Consider the following 13566-nt stretch of genomic DNA (forward strand, 5'->3'; position numbering starts at 1 on the left):
CCATCTATTGCATGAATGTCTGACCGAAGGTACAAAGAAGGTGGGCGATCGTGGGAGCTGTCAGGCTCCCAGTCCCACCGCCACCCGCGGTGACCAGGATCGACTCGCGCCGCCGGCGACACCGGCGGGCCACCGATCGAGTCGCACGGGGCTTCAGCGGAATCCCGCATCCAGCGCACCACGCTGTGAAGGAGCCTCACCATGAACACGTCCCGTCCGGGCGCCGGCACGACCGCGCCCGAAACCGTCGAGCTCGACCCCCGGGTCACCCGGTACCTCGCCGAACGCGTCGAGGCCTTCGAGTCCGAGATCGACGCCAGCCCACCCGCCGGCCCGACGGTCCAGAGCGTCGTCGGCAGGATCGCGGCGACCCCGGGCCTCTCGCCCGTGCTCCGGCTGCTCCTGGCCCAGCAACCGGTCGCGCAGGGCCTGCTGCGCGAACGGCTGGCCGGCACGCTGCCGACCGAGCGGAAGGACCGGTTCGCCGCCCTGTGCGAGGGGGTCCTCACCGACCTCCGCGAACAGGCCACCGAACTCGAGAAGGACGTCTGCGAGGACTTCCTCGCGTACGCCGCGCTGCCCGGGCACCGCGAGGAGGTCGTCCGGCTCGCCTCCAACGAGGGGCTGGACCCGGCCCTCGGCAGGCACCAGCACCAGATCCTGGAGTGGTGGCTGCGCGCGAAGGTGACCGGCCGGTCCATGCCGAAGCTGCTCGCGGCCATGGCCAAGGCGTACCTCGCGCCGGAGGACTACCCACCCGACCAGCTGGAACGGGCCGCGCACCGGCTGGACTCCGGCGTACCCGTCGCGTCCGTGCTGTCCGAACTGCGCGCCGCCTTCCGGCACCGGGCGGACACCCCGGCGCCGTGCCCGGAGAAGTGCGTCGGGCTCCCACCGGTCGGCCAGGTCACGGCCCCCGTACCCGTCATGGCGGACAAGCTCGGCGGCGGCGACACCCGCACGGCCGCCACCCTCCTGCAACTGGAGGCGTACGGCGACGGCCTCGGCATGTTCGACGGCGTCCGGACGCTCGTCCGGCGGTGGGAGGCCGGCGACATCCGGTTCTCCGACGAGAAGATCAACACGTTGCTGTACTGCCAGTGGCAGCGCGGCGAACGCCTCGACACGTCGACCCGCGCGAGCCTCTACGGGGCGGTCCGCTCCACGCGCGACTTCCCCGAGCTGTGGAACACCATGATCCGGGCCGTCGGCAGGTACGTCGACGCCGAGGCCCGCGGGGTCCCCGAGGCGGTCCAGGGCGAGGTCGGCGACTCGGTCGCCCTGTCGGCCGTCCTCGCCGCCTGCCTGCGGGTCCGGGCCCGGCTGGCCACGGCCGTCACCGGACTGACGGACCGCCGCACCCGCGAGCTGTACTGCCAGTACACCGAGGCGACGGAACTCCTGGCGCACCAGGACGTGGTCGCGGCGTTCGCCCCCGGCGGGGACATCTACCAGGTCGCCGACGCCCTCGCCCGGCTCGACGACCGCCCGACGGGTGACCTGTGGGGCGGCTACACCCGCGCGTACGCGGTGAGCACCGTGCTCGACGAACTGGTCGACCTGGAACCGGGCTCGACGGCCGAGGACCTCCGGGAGCTGATCGAGGCGGCGGCGCTGCTCCGCCCGGCGTGACGACCCGGGCCGCCCCGACCCCGAACCTGGGGCCGGGGCGGCCCGGCACCGCGTCAGCCGGTCACACGGCTCCGGTCCCCGGGCGGGCACCGGTAACCCAGCGCGCACTCCGGCAACCACCCGATCTCCGTGCTCCCGTCGTGCCCGTGCACCCGCAACACGTCGGCCACGGAGTCATAGGAACAGCTGCTTGCCACGCCGGTCGTGGTACCGACCCAGCGCAACTCGACCCGGCCGTCGAACCACCGCACCCCGTGCGCGACGACCCCGACCCCGCTGACCCCCGTGGGATCCACCCACCGGCGCAGCACGAACGCCCGCGGCGCGGCGATCTCGACGGGCGCGGTCACGAGGTCACCCGCAACAGTTCCCACGCGGCCCGGCACCCGACCGGGTCGAGCGGCACGACGATGTACGTGGCCGCCCGGTCGAGCACCTGTTCCCCCCGCTCGGTGCGCAGACCGGTCAACGGTCCGCCGCGCACGGTGAGCCGCGCCCAGCCCCAGGACCCGCCCTCGACGGTCCAGTCGGCTCCACTGTGCCGGAGCCGGTACCCCTCCCCCTGTTCCAGCCAGTAGACCCGCGCCCCGTCGCACTCGACCCGCGGCCCGCCGGGCACCCGGGCCCGGGCGGGGTCGACGTCGGGGTCGGTCACCAGCCGCCCCAGGCTGCTCGCGTTCAGCCAGCTGTGGATGCCCACCTCGACGGTCACGCGGCGGCTCCCCACCGACCGGGCGCGCTCCGGTGGTTGGGCCACGCGGAGTGGCGGCCGGCGTCACCCGGTACCCGTCGAGTTCTCGGTCCTGGAATGTCGAACCGCAACCGGCCGGCCGGCGGTCCCCCGTCTCCGAGGACGCGGTCGACCAGCCAGCGGGCCAGGCAGCGATGGCCACACAGGGGGCACGTGCCGGCGTCGTCGGCGCGGTGGTCGCGTCGGAGTCGGACGACGAGCCGCCAGTCGAGCGGGTCGACTCCGGGCGGCGGCTCGTCGCGACGGCCGCGCCCCGACCCGTCCGGCTCAACCACCCGCCGGGCCGGCGGCACCGTCTCCACCACAACCGTCGGACCATCGACGGGTACGAGGTGAGCCGCGCCCGGCAGCCGCACCCCCAGCCTGACCAGCGCGGCGATGGCGGAGTCGGCCGGAGCGCACGGGCCGGGCACCCGGCACACCCGACACTCCCCCGACCGGGGCTCCAGCACGTGCTCGGCGAGCAGATCGCGCGCCCGCCCGACTCCTGGGCTGGTGACCGGTGGCACCGGTTCGTGGTAGACAGTGCGTGAGTTGATAGGTAGCAGGTCCACTGCAACATGCCTTTCGCTCGTTTGGTGGCTGGGGCGGGCCAGGTTTCTGAGGCCGATGCGGCCCGCCCTATGCCTCTCCACTTGCCTGTCGGCGACCCCCAACTTGGCATCAAATGACCGATTCATACTGTCACTTGAGGCTGTTCAGATCTAGAACTCTGTTCTGAACAGAACTTCCGACAGATTCGAGTGTTACAGCAGAACTGACCCGATGCAAGACTCACAGCGACAACTCAGGCACTAGAAGTCGACCTTCGATGTCCATTGGGGAGCCGAACAGAAATCTGATCGATCCGCCGTTCTGTGCAGCAGGTAGGCTGCGAACACGGCGGCATGTTGAACAGACCACAATCACCAACAGGAGTCAGCTCATGACAACCAGTCCACTTGTTCGCGGGCGCCGCCTCGCCGCTGAACTCAGGGAGTTGCGAACGGCAGCCGGCCTGTCGTCAACGGAACTGGGCGCGAAGCTCACCAAGTCCCGGATGACGGTCTCCCGCCTGGAGACCGCGAAGGAACGGCCGAACATCGCCGACGTCCGGGAAGTCCTCGACGCCCTTGGTGTGACCGGCGACCGGTGGCATGAGCTGATCAAGATGGCCGCGGATGCGGGCGAGCGCGGTTGGTGGGAAGCATTCAGCCCGCACATGGGCGAGCGCCAGCAGGTCTACGCCAATTTGGAGTCCGGCGCGTCAACCATCCGCGAGTATCAGGGATTCGTCGTGCCCGGTCTGCTCCAGACCTCGGACTACACCAGGGCACGCACCAACTGGGCCCGGATTCAGGGCAATCATCCGCCCAGGTACAGCAGCGAAAAAGCGATCGAGGCGCGGGCGTTCCGTCAGCGAATGCTCGATCGCCCAAGCGGGCCACGCTACGAGGTCGTCCTTGAAGAAGTCTCGGTCCGTCGACTGGGAGCGTCACCCGACGTCATGAGTGCTCAACTTCGTCATCTGGCGGACACCGCCGAGAACGACGCACGGATCACCGTGCGGGTTCTGCCGGTGCAGGCTCAGATCGCGGACTACTGGCTGCCCAGTTCATCCTTCTCGCTCTACACCTACCCGGATGGCGATCCGGACGTAGCCGCAGTGGATACCGAAACTGCGGATCTGATCTACACCGAGCAAGACCAGGTTGCGCCCTATGCCGAGATCTACCGGCGATTGCGAGACGCCGCCCTGCACGAAGCAGACAGCATCGCGTTCCTGCGCGACGCAGCTGACGAGGCACTGACCCGAGACGAGAGAAGGAAACACAGAACATGAACGCGAGCGAGTTCTCGGATTGGCGCAAGTCGACCCGAAGCAGCGGGCAAGACAACAACTGCGTCGAGGTCGCCGACAACATCCCGGGTGTCGTCGGCGTCCGCGACTCGAAGTTTCCGGCCGGTCCGGCGCTAGCATTCGACGCCTCCGACTGGGTGGCGTTCACCGAAGGCGTCAAGGGCGACAAGCTCGGCTGACCCACCTCGCCTCACGATCGAGGGCGGCCCCGCCCCTGGGAGCCGCCCTCGCAGCCATCCGGAGTCATAGCGGCTTCCCAGGCTCGGTCAGGCGTCAGGCCGCCATACCGCCGCATCACCCACGCGTAGCGACGCCGCTCGCTTTCCAGGCAGTCGGCGTACTCCTCCTCGCGCCAGGTCACCCGCCTCGAGGTGCTATCGCTCCGGGTGGCGACGTGCGAGGTGGACGGTGATGTCGGCGGCGAGTGCGACCGTGTCCGGCAGGGCCTGCAGGATCTGGCTGTATACCTGCTCCCGCTCCGAGGCCGGCAGGACGAGATACGCCGAGATGGTCGAAAGATGGCCGACGTAGTCGCGGGCACTCATCGTCAGGCGCCGCTGGATCATGGACTGTTGGACATCGGTGAACCACTCGGACCGTTGGAGTTCCGTGCCCGGCCACTGCAGTTCGCGCTCCGGAGGCGTTCCGTCCGGCGACGGAACGTCGTCGCTGTCCAGGAACGGTGCCCGGGCCGCGCGAACGGCTTCCTCCACGGCCGGGTCGGCCAGGTGGAACGGTCCACCGACCGAGGCGAACACGCCGCCAGGCTCCAGCAGCCCGGCCATCCGGGACCACCGGCCCTGCGGGTTCGTCCAGTGCAGCGCCGCCGCCGCGAACACCAACCCGTAGCTTTCGCCCGGTCGCAGGTCCTCGAACCTGGCCCGCACGGTCCTCACGTTGGGCACGTGCTTGCGCAACTCGGCGAGCATGGCCGCGTCAGGCTCGGTCGCGGTGACCGCGACACCCCGCTGGGCGAACAGCCGGGTCGCCTTGCCGGTGCCGGCGCCAATTTCCAGGGCGGTCCGTATCGGCCGGCCCGCGTACGCCGTCACCCTGTCGAAGAGCTCCACGGGATACCCCGGCCGGAACCGTTCGTATGCTTCGGCCATCGCTCCGAAACTCAGCGCGCGAACAGACATGCCGAGCATCCTGACACGGTCCGGCCCGGCAATGCCCGGCCTTTTCGCCACGTGAGCGCATCCGGCCGGCGACAACTCGCCATCACCAGCAGTCCGCCCAACGCCCGCTGCTGGCTATGTCCCCGCATCTGCCGGGCGGAGCCTTGCCCACGTGGAGGCGATCGCCTCGTCCACCAGGCCTTCGATGCCGTAGTGGCGGGCCACCGCGAGGGTGCAGTGCAGCAGATCCTCGATCTCCGCGGCCATGTTCGCCAGATCCGGCGGGCCGTGTTTGGCGACCTTCGCTCCGGTGTCCTCGGCATGGTTGACCGCCGAGGCCAGTTCACCAGCTTCTTCCAGGATCCGGGTCATCATCCCAAACGGCGTGGTCGGCCCGTACTTCGACACGTAGGCATCACCAATGGCATACACCGCATCGAACCTGTCGAACGTCATCGACCCATCATCCCCGACGCCGGAGGGCGCACTACCGTTCGCCACAAGCGCAGCGCCCGGTGGCGAACCGGACGCGGGTATGCCTGTGCGTCGTTCAGCCAGAGGAGGTTTCCGGCTAGCTCACCGATGGGATGGCCTTCCTCGAGCCAGCACAGCGCGAGGCCCTGCCAGTAGCCGGCGGCGGTGGGCCAGGTGAGCCCCCTCCGCACGACGTCCGCCCAGGGGGGAGGGGCAGCTCCGGCCGGTAGCGGTGTCGCCGCGACCTCTCGGTACGGTCGTTCCAGCAGCGGGAGCAGCCACGTGGGCCACTCGGTGGCCAGGCGGGCCGTCGCCTCGTCCCGTCCGACGAGCCAGCGCCCGTCGGCCCCGACCGCAAGCACGGTCTCTCCCGCCTTGACCTCGAGAACGGGCAGCCAGCCCTGCGCCTCCATGACACCGATCATGCTCCACCTGGGCCCGCCACACCGAATCGATCGCGGCATCCTCGCGGCCGGCGGACACCGAGACGCGCCAGCCCCCAGAGATGGCCGCCCTCGCAGCCGTTTGCGGGGCAGATTGCTGCGACATATCCGCTAACCACTGACTCGCCCTCGCGTCGACCAGTGTGAACGGTGGCATGCCAACCCATCCAGCTGAGCTAGTCCGTGAGGCCATCGATGTGTATCGTGCATACATCGATTCATATTCTTTCGAACGTTGGAGGGGTCTTGAAGGTCAGGATGAGGTTGGCGGCCATCGCGCTCGGAGCGACGGTCCTGACAACCGTTCCGCTGGCGGTGCTCCCGGGTGCCGCGTACGCGTGCTGGGGCGACGAGACCGAGAGCCAGAGTGGATGCGAGGACTACGGCGGCAGCCTCGACCCGGGCAACTGGCAGCCCGACGGCGCGGGCGGCGGCGAGTACTTCGAGACCGTCGGGGACTGGGGCGCCGCCGTCACGCCGGTGCCGTCGCTTCCCGAGATCGTGGTCACGGCCACCAGGCTGCCCCCGTCGGTACCCGAGCCGCCGTCCAACGAGTGGATCGCCACCTACACCGGCGGTGGTGGCGGCGGCGGTCCCAGCAACACCGCCGCGGTCCTGGGCCGGGGGCCGAAGGAGGAGAAGCGTGAGGACTGCCTGCGCAACGCCACACCCTCGCCGGTGAGGCTGACCCAGACGTTCACCTACACGGTCAGCTACCAGGTCAGCGCGGGCGTCTCCGCGGGTGCGAAGGACGTTCTCTCCGCCACGCTCGGCGCACAGCTCAACACCTCGGTGACCCGGACCGCCGGTGTCGACGTCCTCCTCAGTCCCGGCATGAGCTCGGCGCTGTACGTCGAGTACCAGACGGTCACCTACGTGGTCTTCACGCCGAGCATGTTCGGCGGCGTGAACAGGGAGTTCGTGACCGTGACCCAGCCGACCGGCATCGTCACCGCGCGCGCCTGCTGATGTCCGCGGTGGTGCGACGGGACCGCCCCGTCGTACCACCGCGGCACGGCGGCGAATCCCGCACGGACGACCCGCGACCCGGGTTCCGTCTCTCGCCGATCATGCGGGTCGGAGGCCTCGTTATAGTCGGTTCATGCCGGAGCGGAACAGGACAACGCCGACAGCCGACGCCACGGCCGGGCGACCGCCGCTGGCGACTCTGCTGACCGGCGGGCACAGCGGCGTCCTGTTGTTCGGCATCACCCCGCCGCGCCGGAGTGCCTCGCCGGACGAGGTCCGCGAGGTCGCCGCCAGGACGATCGCCCGGCTGGCCCCGCTCCACGTCGATGGACTGGTGCTCTACGACATCGACGACGAGTCCGACCGGAACCCCGACGAGAGACCGTTCCCCTATCTGCCCACCTGGGACCCGGCGGTGTTCCACTCGGAGTACCTGACCGGCTGGGATCGACCGGTCGTGGTCTACCGGTGCGTGAGCAAGTATCCCGAGGTCGACCTGAGCTCCTGGCTGAGCGGTGCCGACACGAGCAGGGTCCTGAGTGTCTTCGTGGGCGCGTCGTCGAGCCAGAAGTCGGTGCACACGGGCCTTCGGCGCGCCCAGGAGCTGCGGCAGGAGCTCCGACCGGACATGCTGCTCGGCGGGGTGGCCATCACCGAGCGGCACGTCCGGGGCGGGGACGAGCACCTGCGCGTCGTGGGCAAGCAGACACAGGGGTGCGCCTTCTTCATCTCGCAGGTGATCTACGACGTCGACGCGACCAAGAGCCTGGTCTCGGACTACTTCTACGCCTGCCTCGAGCGGGGGGTGGCGCCGCGACCGTTCCTGTTCACCCTGTCGGTCTGCGGGTCGTTGAAGACGCTGGCCTTCCTGCAGTGGCTCGGCGTCAGGATCCCGAGCTGGCTGGAGAACGCGCTCCGGCACGCGCCCGATCCGCTCACCGAGTCCTTCGACCACTGCGTCGCGGCGGCCAGGGAGCTGAGCGCGTTCTGCCGGCGCCTGGGGATGCCGTTCGGGTTCAATGTGGAGAGCGTGTCGATCCGGAAGGTGGAGATCGAGGCGTCGATCGAGCTCGCCGGTCAGGTGCGCGCCCTGCTCGATCGCGGCGACGCCGAACCCGCCAACTGATCCGCGCGCCGGGACCTAGCGGGCCACGCGGTGGCGCAGGTAGACGACTCCCGAGTCGAACGAGCGGGTCTCGACGAGTTCGAGGTCCACCCGCCGCTCACCCCGCGGAAAGAACGGCACACCACCGCCGACGAGTACCGGGTACACCATGGCCCGGTACTCGTCGATCAGGTCCGACGCGGCCGCCTCGCCGGCGAGAGTCGCGCCACCGACCGCGATGTCGCCCTCCCCCGGCTCGGCCCGCAGCCGCTCGATCTCCCGCGCCAGGCCGCCGGTGACCAGGCGGGCACTGCCCCGCACCGCGGACAGCGTGGTGGAGAACACCACCTTCGGCAGCGGGTTCCAGAGCGCGGCCCATTCGCGCTCCGCGTCGTCGAGCGAGGGGTTCTGGTCGGCGTTCTCCCAGTACAGCATCGTCTCGTACAGCTTCCGGCCCAGCAGGTGGACGCCGACGTCGCGGATCTCGTCGATCCAGAACCGGAAGACGTCCTTCGGGGGCGCCGTCCAGTCGAAGCCGCCGTCCGGACCGACGACGTAGCCGTCCAGGGACATGCTCATCGAGTACGTCACCCTGCGCATGGCAGCCCTCCTCAACGACGGGTCCGACAGTCCACTCCGGACGCTTCACAGTCAGCGGGAACCCGCACGCCTCGACCTAGCCCGGTCCCGCCAGCGGCTCGAAGAGTTTCCACTGCCCCTCGGAGACGACCCGGGCGACGCCGTCGACCACGGTGACGGCGGACTGGTCGTCGATCGCGTACGTCGGCGCGGGAATCCGGGCCGCCCACTTCTCCGCGTTGGCCAGCGAGGCGTCGGGATGGTGCGGGTGTTCCAGGTGCGGGATCACCGCGAAGTCGACGAGTCCCGCGCCCTGCGCCGTGACCAGGAGTCTGTCGACATCCCCCTGGGGCGTGGCGAACACGACGCTCTCCGACTCCAGCGGTCCGTCGGTCCCACGGGGCGGTTCGGTGTACGTCTCGACGAAGGTGGCGGCGGCGGCGATGCTCGCGGCGCTCACCCCCACGTAGACCGCCTCGGGGCGCAGCGTCGGCAGCAGGCCGGCCAGACCGGAGCGCCGCAACCAGTGGGCGAGGAACAGCGGGTCGCCGCCACCGACCAGCAGCGCGTCGGCGTCGCGGACCGCCGGCACCCAGGCGGACTCGTCGATGCTCGGTAGCGCGGTCAGCTCCAGTACCCCCATGGATTTCCAGCCGAGTTCGCACAGCGGCGACGGACTCTCGCCGCGGATCGCCCGGTACGCCATGCCCGCCCCGCCGGGGAACGGATAGAGGGCGGTGGGGATGAAGAGGGCGTTGGACTCCGCGACCGGCTTGCCCAGCAGCTCGACCAGCGCGTCGTGGATGCTGCTGTTCCTGATCCCGGACGAGGTGAGGAGGGCTCTCATGCCCCCACCCTACTGAACGTGACGCCCACGGACCGCCGCATCGGGCCCTCCCGCACGGTGGACGTGCACGAACAGCACACCCTCTTCGCCGTTGCCCGCCGCGCGCAGCAGCGCCTCGATCCGGTCGGGCCGCCAGAGCCGTTCGCCGTCGACGGTCTCGTGGTAGTCCCCGTAGTCGGTGTCGACCGTCCGGTGGCCACGCGCGGCGAGTTCCTCCAGCAGCGCGGACTTGCCGACCCCCGACATGCCCGTCACCAGCACACGCCTCATGCCCGGAGGTTACCTTCAGCAGGTCGCCCGGCTCACAACCCGTGGCGCGAACAGTAGGGTCTCGGCCATGAATCCTCTCTGCCCCACCTGCGGCCAGGCCGGTGTGCACGAGTGGCGGTCCGCGGACGAGTCCGTCGCCAGAGCCGCGTTGCACGCCGTCTTCGATCAGTACGGCTGCTAGGGCTGGCACCGCCACAGCGACTCGTCAGACCCGCCCCCGCCAGCCCAGCGCCGCCCGGACCTTCGCGAGGGACTCCTCCAGCTCGTCGGCGTCGTCGTGGCGTACCGACCACTCCACGCCCCGCAGCTCACGCCGGACCCGGTGCACCGTCACGCCCCGCCCCAGCGCCGCACTGTCGACGCCGGTGAGTTCCGTGTAGTCGCGCAGGACGGCGGCACCGAACTCCGCGCCCAGATACCACAGGCCACACAGGTCAGCCGCCCGGTCACCGAGCCGGGCGTCCTCCCAGTCCACCACCGCGGCCAGCCGGCCGTCCCGCGCCACCAGATTGCCGTGCCAGAAGTCGCCGTGCAGCACGACCGGACGCCCGAGCCCGGCGATCCAGTCGCCGTACCCGTCCCGCCAGCGCCCGAACGCGGCGGCCTCCGGACCGGCCAGCCGGCCGGCGACGAGCTCGACGACCGGGTCCGGGGGCCAGAGTTCAGACTCCCCCTCGCCTGGCCCGACCTCCCCCGGCGCCCGGCGCAGCACGGCTTCGAGTTTCGGGGAGTCCACCGCGTGCAGGGCGGCGAGGAACCGTGCCGTCTCCCTGGCGAGTGCCGGGCCGCGCGACCGCACCAGCCCGGCGGAGACCGGCTCGCCCGGCAGCCACACGTGCACGAGCGCGCCGTGCTCCAACGACTCCCGCGCCGGCAGCACCTCGACCACTTCCGGCACCCGGGCCGGCAGTTCGGGCAGCGCGCCGAGCACGTCCACCATGCGCCGACCGCGCTCGGCGGCGTCAGCGGTGCTGGGCACCCGCACGACGAGGTCCGGCCCGGCCCGCACCACCGAGACCGAGAACCCGGCCCCCAGGAACCTCAGCTCCGACAGCTCGAACTTCCGGCCGACCCGCTCCAGGGCGGCGCTGACCCCGGCGAGCCGCCCGTCGTCCGGCCGCTGTCCCACCCTCGCATCCGACACCCCGCCATTCTCACCGCCCCCGCCTCGGCCCGCTGCCCCGTCGTCGCGACCTAGCGCCCCGGCCACCGGCAACGGGCCACTCCCCTGGGACGCCGGCTTCTCCACCGCGGCCCAGGTCCGCCGACAGGCCCTGGCCGAACTCGACGACCTCGAACCCGAGGCCGAACACGTCCGCCGACGACCGGCTTCGCCGCCCGGGCCGAGACGGCTCCGCCTCCGTGGGCTACGTGCGGTCGACGGCTTCCGCGCCGCCCGGAGACGCGGCTCGGGCGGCCCGCTCGATCCGCGCGCGCCGGGCCTCCAGGGCCTCGTCGGGCCGGCGGTGCGCGTGCCGGGCGTTGAACCCGGTCGCGCCGTCGAGCTGTTCGCGCAGGATGTCGGCGTGCCCGGCGTGCCTGCTGGTCTCGGCGAGCACGTGGACCAGGATGTTGAACAGTTTCACGTCGGGGCGGGGCCACCAGGGCACGTGGCCGGGCGCGTCGATCGGCAGGGCGGTGATCGTGGCGTCCGAGTGTGCCCACGCGCGGCGGTACCGGTCGATGAGGTCCTGGCGGGTCTCGTGCTCGGTCGCCCACATGGTCGCGTCGCCCGCCTCGGCGTCGTCCCACCGGGGCAGGGGCTCGGGGAACGGGCGGTCGAAGACGAGGCCGAAGTACCTGCCCTCGGTCACCGTCAGGTGCTTGACCAGGCCGAGGAGGCTGGTTCCGGTCGAGGTCAGGGGGCGGCGGATGTCGTACTCGGAGAGGCCGTCGAGTTTCCACAGCAGCACCTCGCGGACGTCGCGCAGATCGCCGTGCAGGTACTCTTTCGCGAATTCGTCGATCATGGGGCTGAGCCTGCCACACGTGGTGGACACGCGACCGCCCCTCGTCGTCGCACTGCGCGGTCGACGTGCGACCGGCGCCAGGCCCCGACCCACCGGTCGACGTGCGACCGGCGCCACGCCCCGACCCACCGGTCGACGTGCGACCCCGGCGGACACCGCACCCGGGCCGCCAGCGTCAGACCGCGCCGTCCGTGCGCAGCCGCGAGTGCACGTGGCCGTCGTGCCAGCCGTCGGCGTGCAGCATGGAGCCCCGCTGCGTGCCCTCGAGCGCGTACCCGGCCTTCGCCGCGACCCGGCACGACGCGACGTTGCCCGTGGAGTGCTGGAGGGACAGCCGGTGCAGGCCCAGCGTCCCGAACGACCACCGGGTCATGGCGCCCAGCGCCCGGACGGCCACCCCCCGGCCCCGGGCCGCGGGGAGCATCCAGTAGGAGACGGCCGCGTGGGCCTCGAACAGCGAGATGTTGCGCAGCCCGGTCTGGCCGAGCGGCGCGTCCCCGTCGTCGACGATCGCCCAGCTGATGGCCGTCTCGTCGGCCCAGCGCGCGGGCCAGTTCGCGATCCAGGCGCCGGCCTCGTCGAGGTCGTCCAGGCGGCGGACGTGCCAGCGCTGGACGTCGGGGCAGTCGAACGCGGTGCGGACGGCCTCGGCGTCGCTCTCCCGCCAGGGGCGCAGGCTCAGGCCGCCGTCGACGGGGAGGTGGGGTTGCTGGTGGTCGGACAGGCTTCCGGCGGGGAGCGCCGGCGGAACGAGGAGGGGCACCCGCCCATCATGCCCGAGGGCCGGAGCGGGCGCTGACCCCGCGAAAACCGGTCACGCCCAGGCCCGGCGCTGCTCCCACGAAAGCCCGTCACTCCCAGTTCCGGCGCTGCCGCCGCAGCCCGTCGAGGATCAGGTCGAGCCCGACGTCGAACTCCCCGGCGTACTCGTACCCCGGCTGCAACGCCCGGTCGGTGATCATCTCGGCGAGGTGCGGGTACTCGTCCCCGGGCAGCCCGTGCAGGATCGCGCCCGCCACCTCCTCCATCCCACCGTCCGGCGCGGCCGGCAGGCTGAGTTCCTGGAGGGTGAAGCCGTACAGGTAGCTGTCGAGGACCGAGAACGCGTGGGCCGCGCCGGCGATCGTGAAGCCGCCCCGCCGCAGGCAGCCGATCACCGCGTCGTGGTGGCGCAGGGTCGCGGGGCCGGGGTGGGTGCGGGAGTCCATCAGGCCGATCGCCCACGGGTGGCGGAGCAGCGCGGCGCGCAGGGAGGCGGACCGCTGACGCAGTCCGGTGCGCCAGTCGGCGTCGGGGGGCGGGAGTTCGATCTCGCCGAAGACCGTGTCGACCATGCCGTCGAGGATCAGGTCCTTGGTCCGGAAGTGGTGGTAGAGGGACGTGGCCTCGACGCCGAGCCGCCCGGCGAGCGTGCGCATGCTGGGCACGCCGGCACCGTTCTCGTCGGCCAGGGCGACGGCCGCGCGGAGCACGGTCTCCCGGGTGAGCGGCGCGCGGCGGGGCGCGGGCGCGCTGGTGGAGTCGGCGGTCATCTTGACAACCTTACGCTGTAAGGCTCACCCTTACAG

At 71.1% G+C, this 13566-nt stretch carries 18 protein-coding genes; 6 read left to right on the forward strand and 12 right to left on the reverse strand.

Annotation, left to right across the window (positions count from 1 at the left end; genetic code table 11):
- Nucleotides 1-201: 201 nt before the first annotated feature.
- Complete coding sequence (locus tag PT931_RS08705) at nt 202-1632, forward strand: hypothetical protein (RefSeq protein WP_456245175.1); 1431 nt, start codon at nt 202-204, stop codon at nt 1630-1632.
- 53 nt (nt 1633-1685) lie between these two features.
- On the opposite strand, the gene PT931_RS08710 is transcribed toward PT931_RS08705, so the two are convergent.
- Nucleotides 1686-1982, reverse strand: coding sequence for a hypothetical protein (locus PT931_RS08710; RefSeq protein ID WP_456245176.1), 297 nt, complete (start codon nt 1980-1982; stop codon nt 1686-1688).
- Nucleotides 1979-2344, reverse strand: coding sequence for a hypothetical protein (locus PT931_RS08715; RefSeq protein WP_456245177.1), 366 nt, complete (start codon nt 2342-2344; stop codon nt 1979-1981). The genes PT931_RS08710 and PT931_RS08715 overlap by 4 nt, the downstream gene beginning before the upstream one ends.
- A gap of 173 nt (nt 2345-2517) precedes the next feature.
- On the opposite strand from PT931_RS08715, the gene PT931_RS08720 reads away from it, so the two are divergent.
- The 3 genes from PT931_RS08720 to PT931_RS08730 all read left to right on the forward strand — a co-directional run bounded on the left by PT931_RS08720 (nt 2518) and on the right by PT931_RS08730 (nt 4402).
- A complete protein-coding gene (locus tag PT931_RS08720; protein ID WP_456245178.1) occupies nt 2518-2916 on the forward strand; it encodes a hypothetical protein in 399 nt (132 codons plus the stop codon).
- 392 nt (nt 2917-3308) lie between these two features.
- Nucleotides 3309-4205, forward strand: coding sequence for a helix-turn-helix domain-containing protein (locus tag PT931_RS08725; RefSeq protein ID WP_456245179.1), 897 nt, complete (start codon nt 3309-3311; stop codon nt 4203-4205).
- Nucleotides 4202-4402 (forward strand): DUF397 domain-containing protein, encoded by a 201-nt coding sequence (locus tag PT931_RS08730; RefSeq protein ID WP_456245180.1) that lies wholly within the window; start codon nt 4202-4204, stop codon nt 4400-4402. Before PT931_RS08725 ends, PT931_RS08730 begins: the two co-directional genes overlap by 4 nt.
- Before the next feature lie 195 nt (nt 4403-4597).
- On the opposite strand, the gene PT931_RS08735 is transcribed toward PT931_RS08730, so the two are convergent.
- From PT931_RS08735 to PT931_RS08745, 3 genes are all read right to left on the reverse strand, one after another.
- Nucleotides 4598-5362: a class I SAM-dependent methyltransferase gene (locus PT931_RS08735; RefSeq protein WP_456245181.1), complete on the reverse strand. Its 765-nt coding sequence runs from the start codon at nt 5360-5362 to the stop codon at nt 4598-4600.
- Nucleotides 5363-5476: 114 nt separating this feature from the next.
- A complete protein-coding gene (locus tag PT931_RS08740; protein WP_456245182.1) occupies nt 5477-5797 on the reverse strand; it encodes a MazG nucleotide pyrophosphohydrolase domain-containing protein in 321 nt (106 codons plus the stop codon).
- The gene (locus tag PT931_RS08745) at nt 5794-6240 is read right to left on the reverse strand and encodes a hypothetical protein (RefSeq protein ID WP_456245183.1); all 447 of its coding nucleotides are present in this window, start codon (nt 6238-6240) and stop codon (nt 5794-5796) included. The genes PT931_RS08740 and PT931_RS08745 overlap by 4 nt, the downstream gene beginning before the upstream one ends.
- A gap of 264 nt (nt 6241-6504) precedes the next feature.
- On the opposite strand from PT931_RS08745, the gene PT931_RS08750 reads away from it, so the two are divergent.
- Together PT931_RS08750 and PT931_RS08755 are read left to right on the forward strand one after the other, a co-directional pair.
- Nucleotides 6505-7227, forward strand: a complete 723-nt coding sequence (locus PT931_RS08750) for a DUF6426 family protein (RefSeq protein ID WP_456245184.1) — start codon at nt 6505-6507, stop codon at nt 7225-7227.
- Nucleotides 7228-7360: 133 nt separating this feature from the next.
- Nucleotides 7361-8353 (forward strand): 5,10-methylenetetrahydrofolate reductase, encoded by a 993-nt coding sequence (locus PT931_RS08755; protein ID WP_456245185.1) that lies wholly within the window; start codon nt 7361-7363, stop codon nt 8351-8353.
- A 15-nt stretch (nt 8354-8368) separates the two neighbouring features.
- On the opposite strand, the gene PT931_RS08760 is transcribed toward PT931_RS08755, so the two are convergent.
- The 7 genes from PT931_RS08760 to PT931_RS08790 all read right to left on the reverse strand — a co-directional run bounded on the left by PT931_RS08760 (nt 8369) and on the right by PT931_RS08790 (nt 13530).
- Nucleotides 8369-8932 (reverse strand): dihydrofolate reductase family protein, encoded by a 564-nt coding sequence (locus tag PT931_RS08760; RefSeq protein WP_456245186.1) that lies wholly within the window; start codon nt 8930-8932, stop codon nt 8369-8371.
- Nucleotides 8933-9008: 76 nt separating this feature from the next.
- Nucleotides 9009-9758, reverse strand: a complete 750-nt coding sequence (locus PT931_RS08765; RefSeq protein WP_456245187.1) for a Type 1 glutamine amidotransferase-like domain-containing protein — start codon at nt 9756-9758, stop codon at nt 9009-9011.
- Between the two features lie 9 nt (nt 9759-9767).
- Nucleotides 9768-10028, reverse strand: coding sequence for a hypothetical protein (locus PT931_RS08770; RefSeq protein WP_456245188.1), 261 nt, complete (start codon nt 10026-10028; stop codon nt 9768-9770).
- A gap of 205 nt (nt 10029-10233) precedes the next feature.
- On the reverse strand, nt 10234-11157 hold the full coding sequence (locus tag PT931_RS08775; RefSeq protein ID WP_456245189.1) for a phosphotransferase family protein: 924 nt from the start codon (nt 11155-11157) through the stop codon (nt 10234-10236).
- A gap of 238 nt (nt 11158-11395) precedes the next feature.
- Nucleotides 11396-11998, reverse strand: a complete 603-nt coding sequence (locus PT931_RS08780) for a DinB family protein (RefSeq protein ID WP_456245190.1) — start codon at nt 11996-11998, stop codon at nt 11396-11398.
- Between the two features lie 175 nt (nt 11999-12173).
- Nucleotides 12174-12761 carry a GNAT family N-acetyltransferase gene (locus PT931_RS08785; protein WP_456245191.1) on the reverse strand — a complete coding sequence of 196 codons (588 nt, stop codon included), beginning with the start codon at nt 12759-12761 and terminating at the stop codon, nt 12174-12176.
- Between the two features lie 88 nt (nt 12762-12849).
- Nucleotides 12850-13530 carry a TetR/AcrR family transcriptional regulator gene (locus PT931_RS08790; RefSeq protein ID WP_456245192.1) on the reverse strand — a complete coding sequence of 227 codons (681 nt, stop codon included), beginning with the start codon at nt 13528-13530 and terminating at the stop codon, nt 12850-12852.
- Nucleotides 13531-13566 lie beyond the last annotated feature (36 nt).

This window comes from Longispora urticae, from assembly GCF_053902585.1.